The organism is Dehalococcoidia bacterium (genome assembly GCA_003597995.1).
Taxonomy (GTDB): Bacteria; Chloroflexota; Dehalococcoidia; order Dehalococcoidales; family UBA1222; genus SURF-27.
In genome coordinates this window covers 1-21354 of the sequence record QZJY01000023.1, presented here as the reverse complement: position 1 = coordinate 21354, position 21354 = coordinate 1, and the positions used below count along the sequence as shown (strand labels likewise).

Here is a 21354-nt window from a genome sequence, read left to right as displayed (position 1 = left end):
TCCGTGTATTTCTTGCGTTGCATGTAGAGTCCTCCTGTTCGCTATATTCTAGCGGAGAACCCTAAGATGCTGTTGGCTTTATTTACGGGGGGAACGTCACCGTACTCCCGTTTTTCCTCATAAAGTTTAATGAAGACAAGTAGAATAACATTCTTGATTGCATCTGTTGAGAGAGCGATTCTGTAGTCGCGTAAGTCTTGCTCTAACTTAGTAAGACCTGAGATAAGCTCTTCAATCGTTTTTTGATGCTTGGCTTGTTCTTTCGATTCAATTAAATACTTAAGTGTTTCGTCTGTAGAGAAGAGTGAGTCATAAAGTACTTTAAGGACGCGTTCATCGTCTACAAATAAAAGGTAATTAGAAAACAAGCCTATTATTTGCTCTTTGGTATATTCATCTTTGGTACTGTGGATAAGTTTATCAAGGAACAATTGGAAAGTAGAAAAGGCAAAAGGCATCATCTTAAGGTCAGCTTCGGCTTTATTGGTCACATTAAATTCCCGAATAGCGTTAACCATTCGATAGTGAGTCTCAGGCGATACGTACCAAACGAAGCATTTCCTACCAGGATGGCTAGCCTTAGATTTTTCTAGGTGGTCTTTGATTGCCAAATACTCTCGGTCAGCGCTAGACTTTGTTGTTTTTGTGACCTCGACATTGACTTGATAGTGGTCATCCCAAAACTCAATATCGGGGAAGCCTCCGGGCGCGCAATTAGTTGGGGTTCCATTGTGTTTTACAGTGAAGCCCCTCTTTTTAAGGGCTTTGGTCAGTTCGGTGGTTAGCGTTTGCTCTAGCTCGGTCTTTGCGTCAAGCTGGTTAAGTTCCATCAGCCACCTCTCGTTTTCGACTGCCTTTTTCATATCGCTTTTGCTTTGGTATACGCTTCCGCTTTTTTAACCTTTCAAGCGTTTCTAATACAGCCTTTTCGTTGGCCGGTTCACGTTCCCCCGCTTTCCATTTCTCAAGCGTATTAACTGTCAGATTCAGCTCTCCGGCTAAAGCTGCAAGCGTCCATTTTTTCCCACGCTCGTTTTTGGTTTGAAGTTCATCAAGCATAGCCTGAATAGGCGTTTTACCACTCGTGTTCATGGTTAACTAAACAATACCATAAATTTTCTGGAATTGTCAATATAAAATCGAAATTATTTATCTTATAGAAGCCATATCCTATTGACAACCCATACTATGTATGGTATTATAGGCATAATTTGAATTAGATATATGGAGTTTGAGATGGACGCAAGACAAGAAAGAGGATTACAAATAGCAGAACAGAGTACTATAGTGAAGACACCCGTTGGCTGGAAAGTACCCTCCCAGTCGGGCAAAGGCTCTTATATCGTTACTTTGGGCAGTGAGCCATTTTGCACATGCCCTGATTTTGAAAGCCGCCACTTGCCTTGTAAACACATTCACGCTGTAGAATTCATATTACAGCGCGAGCAAAGGCCGGACGGCACAACCATAGTCACTGAGACCATTAAGGTAACATACGGTCAAGATTGGCCTGTTTATAATGCCGCACAGATGCACGAACAAGAATATTTCGCCAATCTACTTCGTGATTTATGTGATGGGATTCCGCAACCCACACAGACTTTCGGACGCCCTCGCCTGCCACTGTCTGACGTAGTGTTCGGGCTTGTATCCAGAAGTTATGCGTCTACTTCTGGCCGGAGATTCACTTCTGAACTCAAAGACGCTCAGTCTAAAGGGCTGCTATCCAAAGCTGCCCACTATAACAGCGCATTCCGTTACCTTGAAAACCCTGAATTAACACCGCTGTTAAAAACCCTGATTGAGCAGAGTGCTTGCCCACTCAAAGCCGTTGAAACCGATTTTGCGGTGGATTCTTCCGGCTTCGCAACCACGACTTACGATAGATGGTTTGACCATAAATACGGCAAGATGAAAAGTGAAGCAAGGTGGGTAAAAGCTCATTTGATGTGTGGTGTTAAAACACATACAGTTACTAGCGTAGAAGTTACCCCGACTGAGACTGCCGATGCGCCGCAACTTCCCCAACTGGTAAATACTACCGCTCAGACGTTCCAAATCAATGAGGTATCGGCTGACAAGGCTTATTCCAGCAGGAAGAATCTGCAAACTGTCAATGCCACTGGTGGGGTCCCCTACATTCCCTTCAAAAGTTATTCCAAGGGTAGTCAGGGTAACAAGCCCTTTGATGGTCTATGGAATCACATGTGGCATTACTATAGCTTCAATAAAAGTGTCTTTTTACAGCATTACCATAAGCGGTCTAACGTGGAGACTACGTTCTCCATGATAAAAGGCAAATTCGGCGACTCAGTAAGGGCTAAGTCACCAACCGCTCAGGTTAATGAGGTTCTCTGCAAGGTTTTGTGTCATAATATCTGTGTCCTGATTCAATCAATCTTTGAATTGGGGCTTGAGCCAATGTTCTGGACTTCTGAGGCAAAAATAGCAGTTGCCCCTAAAGTCCTACAGAATATCGGCTTTTGAGGCAAAGCCCCCTCGACGGGAGAGGCATAGGCCTGCACTGAGTCCGCCTAAGGCGGACGAATGTGTGATGGTGAAAGCTAGGAATATGCAGTCTGGTAACGCACCTGAATGGGGTTCAGGTAGTCGGGTATTTGCCATTTGTAGGGGCGAGGCATGCCTCGCCCGGTGTCCCCTCCCAAATGTCATTCCCGCGAAAGCGGGAATCCATGCTCATGCGCTTTCTGGATTGTCGGGTCGAGCTCGACAATGATAAAGTAAGATATTGTAATATAATAGCCTCAAAACATTAAAATTCTCCTCGCCCCTTGGGGGAGAGGACACAGGTGAGGGGTATTTTCCTTACCTTTCACCCTCACTCTTATCTCTCCCCTCAAGGGAGAGAGGATGTAAGAACCCCTACAACAACGCGGTGGAGACCAATAAAAAAGGGCCCCGATGAAATCGGAGCCCCTGTAATTAATGGTGGAGACGGGGGAGAGTCGAACTCCCCGTCCAATAGAAGCGACCCAGAATCTACTACAGGATTATTCAGCTCTTTAATCTTGCGCAAAAAGCCTCAACTGAACGAGTCTTCCCGCGCCAGCCGATTAGTCTTTCGTCGCCCTTATCGGCATGCGGGCGGCGGCACCCCGACTTTGCGTCACCCAGACCCTAACCCGCCGGGGTGGGGTCAGGCTGGATGGGCTAGCTTATTTAGCCAGCCAGAACCAATTCAGGTTCGGCAGTTGTTTTTTGCCACCTGTTTAATGAGGGTGATGGCACCTCAGCCTGCAATTCTGTAGCACGCTTCCACTGTCGAGACCACGCGTCCCCGTACAGCCTAAATCCAAAGCACCAAATTCTAAATAAATTCAAATTCCAAATTTGAAAACTTGGATTTTGCTAGTTTGTGCTTATTTTGGATTTAGATATTAGGATTTAGTATTTCCCTCTATTTTGGCTCAATGCCTTTTTAAGGTGCGTTCTATCTCGCGGTCGGACTCGCGGCGCATGATGGTCTCGCGCTTGTCGTAGAGCTTCTTGCCGCGCCCCAGACCGATTTCAAGCTTGGCCGTGCGTTCCTTGATGTACATTCGCAGCGGAATGAGCGTCAGGCCCTTTTCCGCCAGCTTGCCCAGCAATATGCGTATCTCCTTGCGGTGCATGAGCAGCTTGCGTGCGCGGGTGGGTTCATGGCTCATGTAGCTGGCGGCTTCGTAGCGCGCGATATGTGCGCCCACCAGCCAGAGCTCGCCGCCGTCCGCTTTGACGTAAGCCTCGCCCAGACTCACACGGTTGTCGCGCACCGACTTAATCTCCGAACCGAGCAAGGCTATACCAGCCTCGAAAGTCTCGAGGATGTTATAGTCGTGGTGAGCCTTGCGGTTAGTGGCGACAACCTTTATAATCATCTCTAATTATAGCATATTTATACCACAGACCGGTCAGGAAGTCAGCATTTTGGACCAAGCGATAGAAACCTCCAGAGCCGTGTTATCCCTGGAATATGCCATTCTGGTTTTCGCGGCAGTGCTGGGTGTCATCCAGATGGCGGCGGCCAATGCAGGCCTGAGGGGGCTGCTGTTCGCGCCGGGTACCGTGCGCATCCGCTTCTTCCCGTCGGAACGCCGCTGGACACTCGAATATCTCCACTTCAGCTATCTTTTCGCCGCCGTAACGGTGCTGCCCGCGCTGGGCTATTTCTTTGTGTGGAACCAGTATAACGAAATCGGCATCATCCAGGGTGTCGAGCAGTCCGGTCTTTTCGTGTTGAGCACAGCCGTCGGCGGCATATTCAGCCTGGTTGCCTCCTCCCTCATCAACCAGTGGCGATTGCAACACAACCGGACGGAGGCTAAAGGGCTGGAAGCCCTCAAGGACATCACCTGGTTCCAGGCCATATGGCGGCGCTGGGTGAGGAGAAGCCGGTGAGTTTCGATGAGACGCTCTTCCGCTGGATAAATGGGCTCGGCGGCCACGTGGCTGTCATAGACCGGCTTTTCAGCGGTTTGGGCGACGATTATTTCATGATAGTCGCCATGTGCCTGGTGCTGGTGGGCCTGTGGTTCGGTACGCGTAGCCCCGAAGAAAGAGAGCGCAACCAGGTGGTGGTACTGAAGGCCATGGTTAGCCTGGGCATCGCCAGCGGCCTGGTAACCTGGGCCAATGTCATTTTCGTGGGCGACGATAAATATCCTGGCACCCTCATCCACGAGATATTCAACCGACCCCGCCCCTTCGACCCTTCCAGCGGGCTGGACGTCAACCTGCTGTTTTACAGGCCTACCGACCCGTCGTTTCCTTCCAACCTGGCGGCGGTGGTTTTCGGGCTGGCGCTGGCGGTATGGCTGATGAATAAAAAGACAGGCACCTGGCTGCTCATAATGGCTTTCGTTGCCTGTTTCGCGCGCGTTTACGTAGGGATACACTACCCGTCAGATATACTGGGTGGAATCGCCTTCGGCGTGGTGGGGGTGGCGCTCACTTACTTCCTGTTCTGGGCGCTGGCGCCGTTGGTGCGCCTGATTACACGGATACTCAGAGCGCTGTACCTGGCAGGATAAACACTCGCTGAAGGAAAATTCGAAATCCTAATATCGAAGCACGAAACAAGCACGAATTACCAAAATCCAAATGTTTTAAAAATTAGAGTGTTCGATATTTTTTCGTATTTCGAATTTCGTGCTTCGGATTTTATCCTATCGACCTCAGGTATTCCATGAAGGCTTGTTTGTCATGCTCTGTCCCGCACAGCTCCCCGGCCTCGCTTGCCGCCAGACCCCAGACGCGCGCCAGTCCCAGGCTGCATTCCTTGCGCGAGATGGAGGGACACCAGTCGCGGCAGGCTTTAGGCTTGGCTATATGGATAGAGCAAAGCGCTTCCTTGCCGTGATGAACCAGGAAAATGCAGCCTCCGTTGTCGCGGTGGCGCAGCAGGAATTTACCGGGCATCGGCCAGCGCGGGTCGGTGTAGTCCGCTTTCAATCTCTCGGGGCTGATGCCCAGATATCCGGCGACCTGCTCGATTTCAAACTCGTCCAGCAGCACCTGATAGCGCGTGCAGCACTCGCCGCAACGAAAGCAGGCAGTGGAAAAGGCTGACTCCGGCACGGGACGGGATTCCGGGTCCATGCGCAGATTGTAGCACTTTCAGGTTATACGCTGTAGAATTAAAGCCATGAACGCTGTCCGCTTAATCTCTCGCTGGATTTTCATCGTCTTCATCCCCATACTCCTGCTGTCGGCTACTCTTGCCTGGGCTTTTAACAGCCTGTGGATATACAAGGCTGGTTTTGCCAAGTACGAGGTCGGTCAGGCTCTCGGACTCTCGCCGGCCGAGCTGGATAAATCAGCCCGCGAGCTGATAGCCTATTTCAACAACACTCGTCAAGAGCTTCTGGACATCAATGTCACTTATGACACAGGAGAGACAGCCCCTCTTTTAAACCAGGATGACGTCCTCCACATGAAGGACGTCAAGAAGCTGGTGTGGCTGGACTACCGGCTCTTCGTGGCGGCGGTGGTCTACTCGATTCTCTATATCCTATCCAGTCTGGCCTGGAACAGGCGGCATGGAAGGCGCGACCTGGCGATGGGGGTGGAATGGGGCGGCGGCGCGACGGTGGCGCTGCTGTGTTTCCTGGGTGTATTTGCGGTTACCAGTTTCGACTGGTTTTTTACCACCTTCCACGAGATATTCTTTCCTCAAGGCAACTGGCAGTTCCCGCCGGGCGACCACATGATAACGCTTTTCCCTGACGGATTCTGGTCGGACGTGACGCTGCTGGTAGGGCTGGTGACACTAGGACTGGCGCTGGCGGTGGGAGCCCTGGGGTTAGTCTGGTTAAGGCGAATCAAAAAGATGGAGCGCATCCCGGCTCAATCGTAAAAACGCGGGGCGGGGTTGCCGTTACCGGCAACCCCGCCCATGATAACCTCGCCCTGCTCCGAGAGTTATTTCTGGCCTAACAACAGCTTGATTTCGGAGATGTGTTCCTGTTCCTCTCCGATGACTCCAAAAGGGACAGAGGGGCAATTTCAAAAGAGAACCGGTGTCAGAGCTTGAGGCCGGCACCGGTCCTTAAATATATTCAAAACATGGCATTATCTGCCGCATGTTCGATTCCACAGATAGACATAGCGTTTCTCGGGAGACCAGAAGAGCCATTTCAGATGGAAAAGAGCTCTTTCAAGGTTGCTGTGTTGTATTTTACGCATATATCACCTCCTTGCTTTTCTAATTCAATATATATAACGCAAGAAGGGCAAAAACGTTAGACCCCGCGCGGGCATCTTTTCAGGCCGTCCGGGTCACCTTTAGTATCAGGCGATAATCCCCTTCATGTATTTCTTTTCCCGCCGCCGGGTAAGGCGTCAGGTTAAAAACTAAATGATAGCCCAGGTAATCCTGCCCGGTTTGGTCGCTTGAACCCATCTGGATGAGGTACAAATCGGTAGTGCTTCTGTTGTTAGTAATCTTAAGCAGGCTCACGGCCCGCCCCTCCCAGACTCACACCACCCCCGTAGGGCAGCGGCTGTCCTCGGTAACCCGGACGAACTCGATGTTGAAGTCCTCGCCAGAAATGGAGGCCTGCTGCCCAGGGCTTAACCGGAACTCCTGGCCCAGCCCGACCACCTGTTTTCCCGGCTTGCAGGCAGGGGTGAGCAATAACGCCAAGGCTAAAGCGGCTAGAACGACAAGACAAATTTTCTTCATGATTCTCTCTCTATCCTATCGAGTATTTAACGCAGACCTGTGTCAATGCTGATATTTAAAACCACTGTGGAGCCGGGCTTGATTTCTATGGTTTTAGGTACCTCGGAGCTCCTGTCAATGCCGGCGTGGTTGATGTCCACCACGTATACCCCCGGAGCAAGTTCTACGCGGTAGTTGCCATTATTATCCAGGCTGATAGTCTCAATCAGCTTGCTGTGGTAACGGTCATATACCAGCACCTTGCGAGCGGCATAGACCTCGGGTGGAGTGGGTACCGGCGTGGCCGACTGTACCGGCGTGATAGGGCCGATGCTGACCTTCCCATCGAGTATACCGTTTTGCTTTGACGCCCCGGCACATGCCCCATGAGCATCAACAGGCTCAGAGCTATCAGAAGTAATATTCTGGCTTCATAGCATTTTCACACAGTTATAACGCGAGACGGGTCATTCGGTTAGGTATAGCAAGACCCAGCTCAAACGTCTTGGCGTAGATCGTGATGGCTGATATTTCAGGACAGGTTTTTCTTTATCTTCTCGAACTCTTCGTGCGAAATCTCGCCTTTGGCGTAGCGCTCCTTGGCGATGGAAAGGGCATCGGAACCATGCGGCATGCCCGTCCCCTGGCCGGACATGCGCCGCACCGCCCAGACCACCAGCACGATCACCGCGACCCAGAAAATTGCCATCAGGATTCCCCCGAACCACATCCAGCCTCCCTCCCAGCCGCTCCACCACATCATATCTTTTCCTCCTCTAGTTTGATGAGAACAATGATACAGCACCAGGGATGAAATAGTAATAAAAAATAGCAGGGAAAAGATTAAATAATTATGACAATTGGCGGAGAGGAGATGAGAAAAAGTGGAACTGAGAAATCCTAGCCTGAGCCGCAGGTGCCGCAGGAGGAAGAGCTGCACCCGCCACAGGAGCTCCCGCCGATGGGGGCGGTGTAGCCGGTGTCATCCTTGGCCAGGCAGGAAAAGCGCGAGATGGCGCGCGCGGCTGGCTTACCGCACTTGGGGCAAGCGGCCTTTTCATCCGACTGGCTCATGGGGCGCATCAGTTCGAATTTGGAAGAACATTTGGGGCAGATATATTCGTAAATTGGCATAACTTTCTCTATGTTTATTTTATGCTCTGAGGCATGTTTGAGTCAAACATCGATAGAGACTCAGGGCTTTCCCGGCCACATGTCCGTGCGGCTCTTCGCGTTGACACTGCCAGCCTCCGCCAGTATAATTCTATAGGTGTCGCCGAAGTGGCGGAATGGCAGACGCGCTACGTTCAGGGCGTAGTACTCGAAAGGGTGTGAGAGTTCAAATCTCTCCTTCGGCACCATATCAAGCGCTTGTAGCTCAGTTGGATTAGAGCGCAGCCCTGCGAAGGCTGAGGTCGTGGGTTCGAGCCCCACCAAGCGCGCCATATCTCTACCTGACTCCATGCCTCAAAAACTACATATCAATCCTTTCGGAAATCGTTTTTGTCTGGTATCATTCCATATGAGCGTGATATTTGACTATGCCTGAAAAAATACTGGTTGCACTGAGCGGCGGTGTGGATTCGGCGGTGGCGGCGGCTATCCTCAAAAAGGCCGGACACCAGTTGACCGCTGTAACCATGAAGATATGCGTGCACGAAGAGCCTTCCGGCAGCCCACAGGCGCGCCACGGGTGTTACGGGCTAGGCGAGAGCGAGGATATCGAGGATGCGCGCCGGGTGGCGGCATATCTCGAAATTCCCTTTCACGTACTCGACCTGTGCCGCGAATATGAAAATGAAGTCTTGTCCGAGTTCATCTCCGGTTACGAGCATGGTCGCACTCCCAACCCCTGCGTCTACTGCAACCCGCGCATCAAATTCGGCGCTCTCGTTGAGGCTGCCGAAAAAGCCGAGCTCGAATTCCAGAGGATGGCCACCGGCCATTACGCGCGGACGGAGTATGACACGACCAGCCATCGTTATCTTCTTAAAAGAGGAGCCGACCCCAAAAAAGACCAGTCATATTTCCTGGCGTTTCTCAACCAGCGTCAACTCAGCCGGGCGGTTTTTCCACTGGGAGGCTATACCAAGCCGCAGGTGCGCCAGATAGCTTCGGAAATGGCGTTGCCCGTATCAGACAAGCCGGAGAGCCAGGATTTCGTTTCCGGTGGTTATCAGAGCCTGTTGCCCGATTCGCCGCCCGGCCCGGTAATCGACAAATCCGGCCGGAAACTCGGGACGCACTCAGGCATCTCGCGCTATACAATCGGCCAGCACAAAGGGCTCGATTTGCCGGGGCGGGAGAAACTTTATGTCGTCAAAATACTGCCGCAGGAAAACACTCTCGTGGTTGGTGGGGAGGAAGACCTTTTACACAAGGAACTAACGGCCACAGGTCTTAACTGGATAGCTGTCGAGGGACTCTCCGGCGCGGCGAGGGTTGAGGCTAAAATACGCTCGGGCGCGCAGGCTGCCCCCGCTCTGTTAGAGCCACTCGGTGTTGATGTGCGGGTCGTGTTTGACGCTCCACAGAAGGGCATTACGCCGGGGCAAGCAGCGGTGTTTTACCAGGGGGATGTGGTGCTGGGGGCGGGGATAATATGCGAAGTGCCGGACTAGGCGTTATTGCCTGACTTTCACCCTCACTGTTATCTCTCCCCTCAAGGGAGAGATGTTTGGGACGGGATTGCCGCGCTCGTTCCTCGCTCGCAATGACACCTTGTGGGATGTAGGGGCGACGCATGCGTCGCCCAATGAGGAAAATCCCTCTTAATCTCCCCATTCGCCAAAGGGAGAGAGGCGATGTTCTCAACCTGCGAGTTTGAATAGCAGAAGAGTTCTATAAACTCAATGCCATCCTTCATGGATTCAGAATAACAACGGGAAGCAGAAGACCGTCAAAGACCCTACTTCGCGGATGCCTCGCTCAATGCCTGTTCCAGGTCTTCCAGCAGGTCATCGATGTTTTCAAGACCTACCGACAGGCGCACCAATCCCTCGGTTATGCCGACCTTCTCGCGCTGCTGTTTGGTCATGGAGGCGTGGCTCTGCGTCACCGGGTGACCCGCCAGAGAGGTAACGCCCCCCAGGGACTCCGCCAGCGTGAATATCTTTATGTTCCGCAGGAATTTGTTGACCGCCTCCCTCCCGCCCTTCATCTCGAAGGAGACCATGCCCCCGAAACCCTTCATTTGTCGCTTGGCGATATCGTGTCCGGGATGGTCCGGCAGTCCGGGATAGTAAACTCGGCTTACCGCCGCATGGCTTTTGAGGAAATGCGCCACGGCGGTGGCATTGGCCTCATGCTGCCTCATCCTGACGGGCAGCGTCTCGATACCGCGCAGCACCAGCCAGCTATCGAAGGGACCCGCGATAGCGCCCAGGGCGTTGTGCAGGAAAGCCACGCGCTGGGTTAGCTCGTCTGTGCCGGTCACGATAGCCCCGCCGATGACATCGCTGTGTCCATTGAGGTACTTGGTGGTGGAGTGCACCACGATGTCTATGCCGAACTCCAGCGGCCTCAGGAAATAGGGCGAAGCGAAGGTGTTGTCCATCACGCTTATCAGGCCGTGTTTCTTGGCTACGGCGGCGGCCATCTCGAGGTCCACGATGTGCAGCAGCGGGTTGGAAGGTGTTTCCAGCCACAGCATGCGCGTGTTGGGTCGTATGGCGCTCTCGACGGTTTCCCGGCTGCTCATCTTGATAAATGTGAACTCCAGCCCGAAATGCGTCATCACGTCCTGGAATAAACGGAAGGTGCCGCCGTAAATGTCCTCCACGGCCACCACATGGTCTCCCGCCTTGAGCAGGTGAATGACGGTGGACTCGGCGGCGAGACCCGAGGCGCAGGCGAAACCGGCCTGGCCGCCTTCGAGTTTGGCCAGGGTGTCTTCCAGCACCTTGCGCGTGGGGTTACCCGAGCGCGAGTAGTCAAAGCCCCTGGTCTTGCCGACATCCTCGAAGGCAAAGGTGGAGGTCTGGTAGATGGGCGCGGAGATGGCGCCATAGGCTTTGTCAGGGCGGTGCCCTGCGTGAATAGCATCGGTTTCAAATCTCATAATAAATCTCCCGCAAATAGATTTTCGGACGCCGCTCGGATTCGTTTAAGTCAGGAGCATAGCATATTATTTCCGGAGACATAGAGTATAGGTATTTGGGAGCGGATTTGAGCAATTCCGTCAATCGATATTCAGGACCTGGGAAATGGGCACGTCCTTTTGCTGGAATAGTTCGAGGATTTCCTGCTTGCGCGACAGCAGAATCTCAACACCCAGGGCGCAACCCAGGCGGAACTCGGGCGGCGGCGCTACCAGTTTGACCTCGATGCCGGCGGCTTTGAGCACTCTTTCTGCCTTGAGGGCTACAGGCACGTCGTGAAAGGTGATTATGCCGTCGCCCTTGAACTTTGGCTTCTGCTGCCTATCCATTATGTTCAGACTTTGCAGGGGGCATCACACGAAGGAGCTTCGCCTTCGGCCTCATCGTCGTGGTCATGCCCGTGGTCATGTTCGGAGGATGATAAGGGAGGCAGTCCTTTCTTTTTGCGGTAGTCATCAATAGCCTGGTGCAGGGCGTCCGCGCCGAGGTTGGAGCAGTGAAACTTGACCTTGGGCAGCCCTCCGAGCTCGTCAGCCACCGACTGCGGCGTTATGAGCATGGCTTCTTCCAGCGTTTTCCCGATGGCCATCTCGCTGGTCATGCTGGAGACGGCAATAGCGGCTCCGCAGCCGAAAGTCTTGAACTTAACGTCTGTCAGGCGGTTATTCTCGACCTTGATATAGAAGGTCATCATGTCGCCGCATACGGGGTTGCCCATTTCGCCTATCCCGTCGGCGTCGGCTATTTCGCCCACGTTGCGCGGGTGCATGAAATGGTCCATCACCTTGTCTGAATAAATCGGCATCTAAGAAACTCCTTTAATGAATTTAGCATATAGCGGGGACATCTGCCTCAGATTGTTTACGATTCCAGTCAAAGTCTCCAGCACGTAATCGACATCTTTAACGGTGTTGTTTACACCCAGAGAAAAGACTACCGAGCCCTGGGCCAGCGCCTGTTCCATGCCTGTCGCCAGCAGCACGTGCGAGGTTTTTAACGCCCTGGAGGTGCAGGCGGATACGCTGGAAACGGCCACGCCGCTGGCATCCAGCCACAGCAGCATAGATTCGCCCTCGATGAATTCTATACAGAAACTGGCATGTCCCGGAAGCCTGAGGGTCGGATGCCCGGTTGCTACCACGCGCTCTATGCGGGCGGGAATCCCGGCGAGCAGGCGGTCGCGTAAAGCGGTCAGTTGCGACATCCTCTCTGACATCCTGGCGGCTGCCAGCTCTGCCGCTTTTCCCATGCCGATGATTCCGGCCACATTTTCGCTGCCGGCGCGGCGGTTATCTTCCTGGAAGCCTCCGTCCAGGATAGGTGTGGCTCTTACCCCGCGGCGCAGCCACAGAGCGGCAGCCCCCGCCGGGCCATAAAACTGGTTGGCAGACAGGCTCAGGGCATCCACACCCAACTTGCTGACGTTGACCGGAATATTTCCCGCCGAAGCCACGGCGTCGGTGTGAAACACAACGCCTTTTTCACGGGTGAAAGCGGCGATTTCGGCTAGCGGTTCGATGGTGCCGATTTCGTTGTTGGCCTGCATCACCGACACCAGCACCGTGTCCGCTCTCAAGCGGCGTTTTACCTCATCCGGGTCCACCAGCCCGTGCCTGTCCACCGGGATAAGCTCCAGCTCGAAGCCGTATTTTTTGAGCGCTCTGGCCGGGTTGAGCACGGACGCATGTTCAATGGCAGAACATAGAATGTGCTTGCCCTTTTTCTCGTTTGCCAGCGCCAGCCCTTTTATTGCGAGATTATTGGCCTCGGTGCCGCTGCTGGTAAAAATGATTTCCGAAGGTAACGCTCCGATTAAGGCGGCCACCTGTGACCTGGCCGCCTCCACGCAGTCGCGGGCGGCCTGCCCCCAGCTATGCAACGAGGACGCATTGCCGTAGCGCTCGGCGACGAACGGGAGCATCGCTTGAACTACCTCAGGCAGCACGGGATTGGCGGAAATATGGTCCAGATATACTTTAGGCATACGAAAGTCCTGTCTAAGCATTCTTATGGCGTTCGCGGTAATCCTTTAACGCCGCCTGTATCAGCTCGCGGCCCAGCCTGGCGCAGTGCGACTTGGAAGCCGGCAGGCCGCCCAGCGCCCGGTCCACATCCTCGTTGGTGATGCCGGCTATCTCGTCCAGACTTTTACCCTTTATCATCTCGGTAACGACAGAGCCGGCGGCGATGGTGGCCCCGCAGCCGAAAGCTTTGGATTTGGCGTCAATGATGATGCCACTTTCAATCCTCAGATAAAGCTCGGCGTCGATGCCCCAAGCCGGTTCCCCGACATAGCCCACGGCGTCGGGGTTTTTGATAACCCCCACGTTACGCGGGTTTTTGAAGTGGTCGATTACCTTTTCGTTGTAAAATCCGGCCAAGACCTTCTCCTATTTCCCTGCTTTCATCAAGGGAGACATAGACCGCAGTCTGGCCACTATCTGAGGCATTATTCCCAGAACGCGCTCGATATCCGCCTCTGTGGTCCACTTACCCAGTGTTAAGCGCAGCGAGCAGTGCGCTTTTTCGGGCGGGACGCCCATGGCCGTCAGCACATGCGAGGGCTCCTGGCTGGTGGAGCTGCAAGCCGACCCTGTGGAGACGCAGATATCCTCGAGGTCGAGGTTGAGCAGCATGGACTCGCCTTCCACATAGTCAATGCTGACATTCACATTATTGGGCAGCCTCTGCGTGGGATGGCCGTTCAGATGGACTAGCTCTATATTATCGAGCAATCCCTTTATCAGCCTGTCCCGCAGAAGCGTCTGGCGCCTCATTTCATCGCCAAGGTCGTTCATGGCCAGCTCTACCGCCTTGGATAGGCCTACGATGCCGGCAACGTTCTCTGTGCCGGCGCGCCTCCCCTTTTCTTGAGACCCGCCGTGCAGATATGAAGCGATGCGGGTTCCCCTGCGGGCGTACAGCAGCCCCACGCCCTTGGGACCGTAGAGCTTGTGCGCCGAGAGCGAAAGCAGGTCCACGCCCAGCCGGTTGACATCCACGGGTATGTGTCCCACGGTCTGTACCGCATCGGTGTGCATATACACACCTGCTTCTTTGGCGATTCTACCGATCTCCTCTATAGGCTGGATACTGCCCACCTCGTTGTTGGCGTGCATGACCGAAATAAGCAAGGTTTTGGGAGTAATGGCTTTCTTTATATCATCCGGATTCACAATCCCGTTGTGGTCGACAGGGACAATGGTTATGTCGAAACCGTTGTTACCCAGAAAATGGCAGGTTTCGAGGATGGCGTGGTGCTCGATGGCGGTTGTTATAATATGGTGGCCTTTTTCTTTGTTGGCCCAGGCCACGCCTGCCAGGGCGGTGTTGTCGGCTTCGGTTCCTCCGCTGGTGAAGATAATTTCGTCGGAATGCGCGCCGATGGCTCGTGCGATTTTCTCTCTGGCCTCATCCAGCACGACCTTGTTCTCCTGACCGTAGGAGTAAAGACTGGAGGGATTGCCGAACGACTCCGTAAAATAGGGCAACATGGCCTTCACCACCTCCGGGTCGGCGGGGGTGGTGGCCGCATAATCAAGATAGATTCTTTTCATACTTCGACTCTCCAAAGTGCGTAATGCTTAGAACGCGGCTCAGTTATGATGCCGTAGAGGTTGCCGTCTCCTGCCTGTTTTTGCGTCTCCTGATATCGATGATTTCGGCCATGATGCTGACGGCAATTTCCTCCGGCGTTTCTGTCGCTATGGGCAGGCCTATGGGCGAATGAATGCGGTCGAGTGCGGCTTGAGTTACGCCTTCCGCTTTCAGATTGGAAAACACCGTTTTGGTCTTCTTTCGGCTACCAATCATGCCGATATAGCCGGCGGGCGTGTTGACCGCCTGCGCCAGCACCCGTTGGTCTTCCAGGTGTCCGCGGCAGGCGATTACCAGGTAGGAGACCTTGTTCAAGTTCAACCTGGGCACCATATCCGCCGGGTCTTCGACAAAGAACTCATCCGCCTCTGGGAATCTGGCGGCGCAGGCGTAAGCCGGCCGGTCGTCTATGACGGACACGCGGAAGCCGGTCATCTTGGCTATCTTGGAAACGGCGAAACCTATGTGCCCGGCTCCGAAAATATAAACAGTAGGCTGCGGCGTGATGGGCTCTACAAAAACCAGGCTCGCAACAGTCTGGTCGGTCTTCTGTAGCTCAAGCAGCTTGGAGGTGCCGCCAATCAATATCTCAGCAGCGGCGCTCTGTACTTCTGTGTCCAGGAACGAATCGCCGAGCGAACCCAGGGTCGAGCCGTCTTCACGAACTAATATCCTGGAGGTTTCGGACCATGGCGTCCGCTTTTCGTCGCTGACGAGTGTGGCGAGTACCGAAGCGCTGCCTGCATCCTTCAGGCGGACGATTTCCTCGAAGACGTTAAAAGCCGGTTTCGGCCCGATTACGTCCACGAATACCTTCATGATGCCGCCGCAGATGAGCCCTTCGGGTGTATCGGTGCGTCCAGTGAGGTCGTAGTCCACGATTTTGGGCAGTCCCGTTTTTAGAGACTTACGGGCTGCTTCCCACACCGTAGCTTCCAAGCATCCGCCGCCGACGGAACCAATGATGGACCCGTCTTGTTTTATCAACATCTGGGCGCCCCCGGCGCGCGGGGTGGAACCCTTGACGCTGACCACCGTGGCCAGGGCCGATGCGTTTCCCTGATGCTGGGCGTTTAAAATTTCTTTATAAATGTCTTCCATAATACATGCGCTCCAGAGTCAAAAGATAGGATACTCTGGCGTACACCAGAGTATCCTCGCATTAAAACCCTTCAATCGGTCAGAGAAATCTCCCTGGCGATTATTTGTTCAGTACAACTACAACACTTAAACATACACATTTATAGCTATCCGTCTGAGATAAGTCTGTTATGTCGTCGGTATGGCGTTAGCCTGTTTCTGAATTTGCTCTTGGAAAAGCCAGGTCGAAAGGTATCTCTCGCCGGTGTCGGGCAGGATGGCCACTATCAGTTTGCCCTTGTTTTCCGGCCTCCGGGCCAGTTCAAGAGCCGCCCAGGTGGCTGCCCCGGAAGAGATGCCCGCCAGTATGCCTTCCTCGCTCGCCAGTTTTCTGGCGGTTGTGCCGGCGTCTTCGTTGGCGACTTTAATTATTTCGTCGACCAGGTCAAGTTTCAAAACCGCCGGAATAAACCCGGCTCCGATACCCTGGATCTTGTGCGGGCCCATCTTGCCGCCCGAAAGGACCGGTGATGCCGCCGGTTCTACAGCCACGGCCTTGAAGCCGGGCTTTCTCTTCTTGAGGACTTCGGCAACACCCGTGATGGTGCCGCCTGTTCCTACGCCGGCCACTACAATGTCTACTTTCCCTTCGGTATCGCGCCAGATTTCCTCGGCAGTGGTAAGCTGGTGAATCTCGGGGTTGGCCAGATTCTTGAACTGTTGCGGCATGAAATAATTGGCATTCTGCGCCACCAGTTGTTCGGCCTTTTTTATAGCTCCCGGCATGCCTTCCGCCCCAGGCGTGAGCACCAGTTGAGCCCCCAGCACAGCCAGCAGCTGGCGTCTTTCCATAGACATGGTATCCGGCATGGTCAGTAGGAGTTTGTGTCCCCTGGCGGCGCATACAAAGGCCAGCGAAATGCCAGTATTGCCGGAGGTCGGTTCCACAACGACTGTGTCCTTATTTATCAAACCCTGCTCTTCGGCGGTTACTATCATGGACACGCCGATGCGGTCTTTCACGCTCGAAAGCGGGTTGAACGATTCCAGTTTGACCACTACGTCCGCCACCGCTCCCTGAGTGATGTGGTTGAGCCTGACCAGCGGCGTATTGCCGATTATCTCGGTGGAATCTCTGGCAATGCCGCGCGTCAAGCGGGGTATATCTATGGTTTTGAAGTGCAGATAATCTATGTTACCGGATGAAGATCTGGCGTTCATATTATCATTATCTCCTTCTCTATATTTCGTAGTTTTCGCTCTGCGGCTGGTTTTCCTTAACCTCTTGGCGTTTTACCAGATCTTCAAGCGTGGTGGACTCCAGTACGCCATGTATAGCCTGCTTCATTTCGTCCCAGACATCGCGCGTAGCGCATGTCCGGGAGCGCGTACAGGTTCCAGGATTACTGACACATTCGACAGGCGTAATGTCCCCTTCCAGAAGCTGCATCGCCTCGCTGAGTTTGATTTCAGCGGGAGGACGGGCTAACCATACCCCTCCCTTGAAACCACGGGTAGTCTTGACCAGCCCCGCCCCCACCAACGGCCCGATGAGGTGCTCTAAATAGCGTAGCGAGATCTGCTGTCTTTCCGCTATGTCCTTCAGCAGTAATGGGCCCTCGCCGAAATGGCGCGCCATTTCCAGCAGCGCCCTGGTGCCGTATTGGCCTTTGGTAGAAAGTTTCATGCTCCCGCTCCAGTATTGTTGACTAAATAGATAATCAATGTCGATAATAACATGCAACAATTGCCTTGTCAAGCCCAGGTTAAGCCGCATGGTACGTTTCTCGAAGCTTGACAGAGGCTCAATGTTATGATATTCTGGCTGCTATTGTTGACTGAACAGATAATATTAATAGACTAATAAAAGGAGGGCTCTCGAATGCACCAGGATACGATTGCCATTCACGCGGGACAGGAAAGCCCCGATCCGACCACCGGGGCGCGGGCTGTGCCCATCTACCTGACCACTTCTTATGTCTTTAAGAGTACCGAGCATGCCGCCAACCTCTTCGGGTTGAGGGAGCTGGGTAACATTTACACCCGCCTGATGAATCCCACCACCGATGTGTTCGAGCGCCGCATCGCCGCTATCGAGGGCGGCGTCGGAGCACTGGCGACGGCTTCCGGCCAGGCAGCAGAGACCGTCGCTCTGCTCAACATCACTCAACCGGGCGACAACATCGTATCGGCTAACAACCTTTACGGAGGCACTTACGAACTCTTCCATTACACTTTCCCCAAACTGAGCCGTACTGTAAAATTCGTTCCTTCGGACAAGCCGGAGGAGTTCAAAAAGGCCATCGACAGCCGCACGCGCGCCATTTACGCCGAGACTATCGGCAATCCCAAGCTGGACGTGCCCGACTTCGAAGCGCTGGCTAAAGTAGCGCACGATGCCGGCATTCCCCTGGTGGTCGATAACACGGTCGGCGTCGGCATCGTCAGGCCGATAGACTACGGTGTGGATATCGTCGTCCTCTCGGCCACCAAATACGTCAGCGGTCACGGCACCGTTCTCGGCGGAGCCATTATCGATTCGGGCAAATTTGACTGGAATAACGGCAAGTTTCCCGAATTCACCGAACCCGACCCCAGCTATCACGGCCTGAAGTACTGGGACGCCTTCGGGAACTTTCCGGGCATGGGAAACGTAGCTTTCATATTCAAAGCCAGGGTGCAGTGGGCCAGGGATGTGGGCGCCGCCATAAGCCCGTTCAACTCTTTCCAGCTCCTGCAGGGACTGGAGACGCTGCCGCTGCGCCAGCAAAAACACTCTTCCAATGCCCTCCTACTGGCCGAGTATCTGAGTAAGCACTCGGCGGTGGCCTGGGTCAACTATCCCGGCCTCAAGAACAACCCCAACCGCAGGATGGCCGAGAAGTATCTGAAAGGGACTTACGGAGGTCTGCTCGGCTTTGGCATCAGGGGTGGGCTGGAGGCAGGCAAGAAGTTCATCAACTCGGTGAAGCTGTTATCGCACCTGGCCAACATCGGCGACACCAAGAGCCTGGTCATCCACCCGGCTTCCACCACCCACCAGCAGCTGACGCCGAAAGAGCAGGAAGAAACCGGAGTGACCGCAGACTACATTCGCATATCCGTGGGGCTGGAAGATATCGAGGATATTAAGGCAGATATTGACCAGGCGCTCAAACAAGCTGTAAAGTAATATAGTTTAAGTTCATCCGTTTTAGCCAGATAGCCGTCCTGAACTTATTCGGACGGCTATCTCGTTGGGAGTATAAATTATGGGTAGCGAAGCAAGCGGCGGCAGCGCCGGCCTGGTGGAGACGCAATATTATACCTTCGCCCTGCCTCCGCATGAACTGACACTGGAGAGCGGTGAAAAGCTGGGACCGGTCACACTGGCCTACGAGATCTACGGCAGCCTGAATTCGGACAAATCCAATGCTGTACTCCTCCTCCACGCTTTATCGGGAGATGCTCACGTGGCTGGCCTGCATGAGGGAGAAACGGACCCCGGCTGGTGGGACGACATGGTCGGTCCCGGGAAAGCCTTCGATACGGACAAATACTTCGTTATCTGTTCCAATGTTATCGGAGGTTGCAAGGGCTCTACTGGACCTTCCTCCATTAACCCGAAGACGGGTAGTCCCTACGGTCTGGGTTTTCCCCTCATCACGCTTAAAGATATGGTGCGGGCGCAAAAACACCTGTTAGACCATCTTGGAATCGCCAGACTGCTCTGCGCGGCCGGTGGTTCCATGGGGGGCATGCAGGTGCTGGAATGGATGGTTTCCTATCCCCAGATGGTGCGCAGCGCCATTCCCATTGCCACGGCCATGAAAAGTACGCCCCAGCAGATAGCTTTCAATGAAGTGGGACGCCAGGCGATTATGGCTGACCCCAACTGGAAAGCGGGCAATTACTATGAGGGTACTCTCCCCTCCAGCGGTCTGGCGGTAGCCCGGATGGTGGGGCACATCACTTACATGAGCGACGAGTCGATGAAACAGAAATTCGGCCGGCGTCTGAAAAACGACAGGCAGCCGTTCAAATTCACCGCTGATTTCGAGGTGGAAGGCTACCTGCGGCATCGCGGCAAGAGTTTCGTAAAAAGGTTCGATGCCAATTCTTATCTCTATGTGACCAAGGCCATCGATTACTTCGACATGCTGCACGGCAAGAGCCTTAAAGAGTTGCTCAAAGGCCGTGGTATGGAGGTCCTGGTTATCGCTTTCAAATCCGACTGGCTCTATCCGCCGTATCAGTCTCAGGAAGTAGTAAAGGCCTGCAAGCAGACCGGCCTGCGCGTGACCTACTGCGAGATTGACTCAAGCTACGGCCACGACGCTTTCCTGCTGGAAACCGAAGAAGAGACTCATCTTATTAAACACTTCCTGGAAAAGGTATCAGCAAGCGAGGTGGCGGTATGAAATTCGATGCCGCCAAACTGGAATATGACATCATTACGGAGTGGGTTGCCCCCGGGTCTTCGGTACTCGACCTGGGCTGCGGTGATGGCGAACTTTCCGCCCGTCTGGTGAAAGAGAAAAAGGCCAGTGTTCAGGGTATCGAGATTGACGAGCAGGCCATCTATAAATGCGTGGCCAGGGGCCTCAGTGTTTTACATGGAGACATCGATTCGGGTCTAACCGATTACGCCGATAAATCCTTTGATTATGTCATCCTAAACGAGAGCTTTCAGCAGGTTAAAAAACCCGACCTCGTTTTAACAGAATCTCTGCGCGTGGGCAAAAAAGTCATCGTCAGCTTCCCCAACTTCGTGCATTACACTGCGCGCTGGCAGTTATTTTTTAAAGGCACCGTTCCGGTTACGCCCTCGCTGCCTTATGAGTGGTACAACACACCCAACCTGCACTTCCTCAGCATCAAGGACTTTATCGGGTTCTGCCGCAAGAGAAGCATCAAAATCGAAAAAGCCGGATTTGTAGGAAAAAGCGGCAGAGCCAGGCTGCTGCCCAATCTGACTGCGCTGGTAGGGATATTTCTCATTTCGAATAAGTAAAAATCGCGAGCGGCGGCTCTCCTCAGCACAAAGACCGATAAGTTTTTTACCTGCATGTGCGGTTCTTCTTGCCGATGTGATGAGAGGTCTTTCTATCTGGATTTATCCATCCCTTGCTGAGAAATCAGAGCTTAGTGCGCAAACATCGATGCTTGTATAGCAGAGACTCTTTTAGGGTGTAATAAAGGACGCATGGATAACCGCTAAAGGTCGCCAGGAAGACAGCCAACTTTATATCACTGAGAAATCTGCTCTAACAGGCCAAAAGGTTCGGCTAGAGAATCTCCTTTTACTAATCGCCAGTGTTTTTCACTCTCTTGCTTTGAAAGTGACGCCACCAGAGAAGGAGGGCAGCCAGCGCCAGCAAGACTAAGCCCGGGACACCGAAGACCAGCAGAAAGGTGAAGGGAGTGCCTTTACTC

The 21354-nt window shown here is 53.6% G+C and carries 24 protein-coding genes, 2 tRNA genes, 1 other RNA gene and 1 pseudogene; 10 read left to right on the top strand and 18 right to left on the bottom strand.

Annotated elements, in window-relative coordinates; translation table 11 throughout:
- Positions 1 to 41: 41 nt before the first annotated feature.
- On the bottom strand, positions 42 to 863 hold the full coding sequence (locus C4542_03575; GenBank protein ID RJO62527.1) for an AlwI family type II restriction endonuclease: 822 nt from the start codon (positions 861 to 863) through the stop codon (positions 42 to 44).
- Between the two features lie 361 nt (positions 864 to 1224).
- Here C4542_03575 and C4542_03570 point away from each other — a divergent pair, with 361 nt between their 5' ends.
- Positions 1225 to 2487: a transposase gene (locus tag C4542_03570; GenBank protein RJO62526.1), complete on the top strand. Its 1263-nt coding sequence runs from the start codon at positions 1225 to 1227 to the stop codon at positions 2485 to 2487.
- A gap of 460 nt (positions 2488 to 2947) precedes the next feature.
- Here the strand turns inward: C4542_03570 and ssrA are convergent.
- Positions 2948 to 3300, bottom strand: a transfer-messenger RNA (tmRNA) gene (gene ssrA / locus C4542_03565).
- Positions 3301 to 3428: 128 nt separating this feature from the next.
- Positions 3429 to 3941: pseudogene (gene smpB / locus C4542_03560) on the bottom strand (SsrA-binding protein SmpB).
- A gap of 55 nt (positions 3942 to 3996) precedes the next feature.
- On the opposite strand from smpB, the gene C4542_03555 reads away from it, so the two are divergent.
- A complete protein-coding gene (locus C4542_03555; GenBank protein RJO62525.1) occupies positions 3997 to 4398 on the top strand; it encodes a hypothetical protein in 402 nt (133 codons plus the stop codon).
- The gene (locus C4542_03550; protein ID RJO62524.1) at positions 4368 to 5030 is read left to right on the top strand and encodes a phosphatase PAP2 family protein; all 663 of its coding nucleotides are present in this window, start codon (positions 4368 to 4370) and stop codon (positions 5028 to 5030) included. Before C4542_03555 ends, C4542_03550 begins: the two co-directional genes overlap by 31 nt.
- Positions 5031 to 5160: 130 nt before the next feature.
- On the opposite strand, the gene C4542_03545 is transcribed toward C4542_03550, so the two are convergent.
- Positions 5161 to 5598, bottom strand: coding sequence for a YkgJ family cysteine cluster protein (locus tag C4542_03545; GenBank protein ID RJO62523.1), 438 nt, complete (start codon positions 5596 to 5598; stop codon positions 5161 to 5163).
- Between the two features lie 46 nt (positions 5599 to 5644).
- Between C4542_03545 and C4542_03540 the strand changes: the two genes are divergently transcribed.
- On the top strand, positions 5645 to 6355 hold the full coding sequence (locus C4542_03540) for a TIGR01906 family membrane protein (GenBank protein RJO62522.1): 711 nt from the start codon (positions 5645 to 5647) through the stop codon (positions 6353 to 6355).
- A 408-nt stretch (positions 6356 to 6763) separates the two neighbouring features.
- Here C4542_03540 and C4542_03535 read toward each other — a convergent pair whose 3' ends face one another.
- The 5 genes from C4542_03535 to C4542_03515 form a co-directional block, all read right to left on the bottom strand.
- Entirely contained in the window at positions 6764 to 6958 is a 195-nt protein-coding gene (locus C4542_03535; GenBank protein ID RJO62521.1) for a hypothetical protein, read from the bottom strand.
- An 18-nt stretch (positions 6959 to 6976) separates the two neighbouring features.
- Positions 6977 to 7183: a hypothetical protein gene (locus C4542_03530; GenBank protein RJO62520.1), complete on the bottom strand. Its 207-nt coding sequence runs from the start codon at positions 7181 to 7183 to the stop codon at positions 6977 to 6979.
- A gap of 26 nt (positions 7184 to 7209) precedes the next feature.
- Positions 7210 to 7422 (bottom strand): hypothetical protein, encoded by a 213-nt coding sequence (locus C4542_03525; protein ID RJO62519.1) that lies wholly within the window; start codon positions 7420 to 7422, stop codon positions 7210 to 7212.
- Between the two features lie 272 nt (positions 7423 to 7694).
- Positions 7695 to 7925 (bottom strand): SHOCT domain-containing protein, encoded by a 231-nt coding sequence (locus C4542_03520; protein ID RJO62518.1) that lies wholly within the window; start codon positions 7923 to 7925, stop codon positions 7695 to 7697.
- A 137-nt stretch (positions 7926 to 8062) separates the two neighbouring features.
- Entirely contained in the window at positions 8063 to 8296 is a 234-nt protein-coding gene (locus C4542_03515; GenBank protein RJO62517.1) for a zinc ribbon domain-containing protein, read from the bottom strand.
- A 141-nt stretch (positions 8297 to 8437) separates the two neighbouring features.
- On the opposite strand from C4542_03515, the gene C4542_03510 reads away from it, so the two are divergent.
- From C4542_03510 to mnmA, 3 genes are all read left to right on the top strand, one after another.
- Positions 8438 to 8523 (top strand) — tRNA-Leu (locus tag C4542_03510).
- A 6-nt stretch (positions 8524 to 8529) separates the two neighbouring features.
- Positions 8530 to 8607: transfer RNA gene (locus C4542_03505), tRNA-Arg, on the top strand.
- 96 nt (positions 8608 to 8703) lie between these two features.
- Complete coding sequence (mnmA, locus tag C4542_03500) at positions 8704 to 9783, top strand: tRNA 2-thiouridine(34) synthase MnmA (protein ID RJO62516.1); 1080 nt, start codon at positions 8704 to 8706, stop codon at positions 9781 to 9783.
- Between the two features lie 287 nt (positions 9784 to 10070).
- Here the strand turns inward: mnmA and C4542_03495 are convergent, their stop codons facing one another.
- From C4542_03495 to C4542_03455, 9 genes are all read right to left on the bottom strand, one after another.
- Positions 10071 to 11222 (bottom strand): cystathionine gamma-synthase, encoded by a 1152-nt coding sequence (locus C4542_03495; protein RJO62515.1) that lies wholly within the window; start codon positions 11220 to 11222, stop codon positions 10071 to 10073.
- Between the two features lie 120 nt (positions 11223 to 11342).
- On the bottom strand, positions 11343 to 11591 hold the full coding sequence (locus C4542_03490; protein RJO62514.1) for a DUF3343 domain-containing protein: 249 nt from the start codon (positions 11589 to 11591) through the stop codon (positions 11343 to 11345).
- Positions 11592 to 11596: 5 nt separating this feature from the next.
- Positions 11597 to 12061 (bottom strand): Fe-S cluster assembly scaffold protein NifU, encoded by a 465-nt coding sequence (gene nifU / locus C4542_03485; GenBank protein ID RJO62528.1) that lies wholly within the window; start codon positions 12059 to 12061, stop codon positions 11597 to 11599.
- A gap of 6 nt (positions 12062 to 12067) precedes the next feature.
- Entirely contained in the window at positions 12068 to 13246 is a 1179-nt protein-coding gene (locus C4542_03480; protein ID RJO62513.1) for an aminotransferase class V-fold PLP-dependent enzyme, read from the bottom strand.
- Between the two features lie 13 nt (positions 13247 to 13259).
- Complete coding sequence (locus C4542_03475; protein ID RJO62512.1) at positions 13260 to 13643, bottom strand: iron-sulfur cluster assembly scaffold protein; 384 nt, start codon at positions 13641 to 13643, stop codon at positions 13260 to 13262.
- 9 nt (positions 13644 to 13652) lie between these two features.
- Complete coding sequence (nifS, locus tag C4542_03470; GenBank protein RJO62511.1) at positions 13653 to 14819, bottom strand: cysteine desulfurase NifS; 1167 nt, start codon at positions 14817 to 14819, stop codon at positions 13653 to 13655.
- A gap of 43 nt (positions 14820 to 14862) precedes the next feature.
- Positions 14863 to 15960 carry an XdhC/CoxI family protein gene (locus C4542_03465; GenBank protein RJO62510.1) on the bottom strand — a complete coding sequence of 366 codons (1098 nt, stop codon included), beginning with the start codon at positions 15958 to 15960 and terminating at the stop codon, positions 14863 to 14865.
- Positions 15961 to 16128: 168 nt separating this feature from the next.
- On the bottom strand, positions 16129 to 17160 hold the full coding sequence (gene cysK / locus C4542_03460; protein ID RJO62509.1) for a cysteine synthase A: 1032 nt from the start codon (positions 17158 to 17160) through the stop codon (positions 16129 to 16131).
- A gap of 19 nt (positions 17161 to 17179) precedes the next feature.
- A complete protein-coding gene (locus C4542_03455) occupies positions 17180 to 17626 on the bottom strand; it encodes an Rrf2 family transcriptional regulator (GenBank protein RJO62508.1) in 447 nt (148 codons plus the stop codon).
- A 195-nt stretch (positions 17627 to 17821) separates the two neighbouring features.
- Here C4542_03455 and C4542_03450 point away from each other — a divergent pair, with 195 nt between their 5' ends.
- The 3 genes from C4542_03450 to metW all read left to right on the top strand — a co-directional run bounded on the left by C4542_03450 (position 17822) and on the right by metW (position 20932).
- Positions 17822 to 19111 (top strand): O-acetylhomoserine aminocarboxypropyltransferase/cysteine synthase, encoded by a 1290-nt coding sequence (locus C4542_03450; GenBank protein RJO62507.1) that lies wholly within the window; start codon positions 17822 to 17824, stop codon positions 19109 to 19111.
- Positions 19112 to 19190: 79 nt separating this feature from the next.
- Complete coding sequence (locus tag C4542_03445) at positions 19191 to 20339, top strand: homoserine O-acetyltransferase (GenBank protein ID RJO62506.1); 1149 nt, start codon at positions 19191 to 19193, stop codon at positions 20337 to 20339.
- A complete protein-coding gene (gene metW / locus C4542_03440; GenBank protein RJO62505.1) occupies positions 20336 to 20932 on the top strand; it encodes a methionine biosynthesis protein MetW in 597 nt (198 codons plus the stop codon). Before C4542_03445 ends, metW begins: the two co-directional genes overlap by 4 nt.
- Positions 20933 to 21354: the final 422 nt, after the last annotated feature.

Bases quoted from the DNA above. Each gene is read 5' to 3' on its own strand.
- C4542_03575 (RJO62527.1), bottom strand. From the start codon at position 863: ATGAAAAAGGCAGTCGAAAACGAGAGGTGGCTGATGGAACTTAACCAG.
- C4542_03570 (RJO62526.1), top strand. From the start codon at position 1,225: ATGGAGTTTGAGATGGACGCAAGACAAGAAAGAGGATTACAAATAGCA.
- C4542_03550 (RJO62524.1), top strand. From the start codon at position 4,368: ATGGCGGCGCTGGGTGAGGAGAAGCCGGTGAGTTTCGATGAGACGCTC.
- C4542_03545 (RJO62523.1), bottom strand. From the start codon at position 5,598: ATGGACCCGGAATCCCGTCCCGTGCCGGAGTCAGCCTTTTCCACTGCC.
- C4542_03540 (RJO62522.1), top strand. From the start codon at position 5,645: ATGAACGCTGTCCGCTTAATCTCTCGCTGGATTTTCATCGTCTTCATC.
- C4542_03530 (RJO62520.1), bottom strand. From the start codon at position 7,183: ATGAAGAAAATTTGTCTTGTCGTTCTAGCCGCTTTAGCCTTGGCGTTA.
- C4542_03520 (RJO62518.1), bottom strand. From the start codon at position 7,925: ATGATGTGGTGGAGCGGCTGGGAGGGAGGCTGGATGTGGTTCGGGGGA.
- C4542_03515 (RJO62517.1), bottom strand. From the start codon at position 8,296: ATGCCAATTTACGAATATATCTGCCCCAAATGTTCTTCCAAATTCGAA.
- mnmA (RJO62516.1), top strand. From the start codon at position 8,704: ATGCCTGAAAAAATACTGGTTGCACTGAGCGGCGGTGTGGATTCGGCG.
- C4542_03495 (RJO62515.1), bottom strand. From the start codon at position 11,222: ATGAGATTTGAAACCGATGCTATTCACGCAGGGCACCGCCCTGACAAA.
- C4542_03490 (RJO62514.1), bottom strand. From the start codon at position 11,591: ATGGATAGGCAGCAGAAGCCAAAGTTCAAGGGCGACGGCATAATCACC.
- C4542_03480 (RJO62513.1), bottom strand. From the start codon at position 13,246: ATGCCTAAAGTATATCTGGACCATATTTCCGCCAATCCCGTGCTGCCT.
- nifS (RJO62511.1), bottom strand. From the start codon at position 14,819: ATGAAAAGAATCTATCTTGATTATGCGGCCACCACCCCCGCCGACCCG.
- C4542_03465 (RJO62510.1), bottom strand. From the start codon at position 15,960: ATGGAAGACATTTATAAAGAAATTTTAAACGCCCAGCATCAGGGAAAC.
- cysK (RJO62509.1), bottom strand. From the start codon at position 17,160: ATGAACGCCAGATCTTCATCCGGTAACATAGATTATCTGCACTTCAAA.
- C4542_03455 (RJO62508.1), bottom strand. From the start codon at position 17,626: ATGAAACTTTCTACCAAAGGCCAATACGGCACCAGGGCGCTGCTGGAA.
- C4542_03450 (RJO62507.1), top strand. From the start codon at position 17,822: ATGCACCAGGATACGATTGCCATTCACGCGGGACAGGAAAGCCCCGAT.
- C4542_03445 (RJO62506.1), top strand. From the start codon at position 19,191: ATGGGTAGCGAAGCAAGCGGCGGCAGCGCCGGCCTGGTGGAGACGCAA.
- metW (RJO62505.1), top strand. From the start codon at position 20,336: ATGAAATTCGATGCCGCCAAACTGGAATATGACATCATTACGGAGTGG.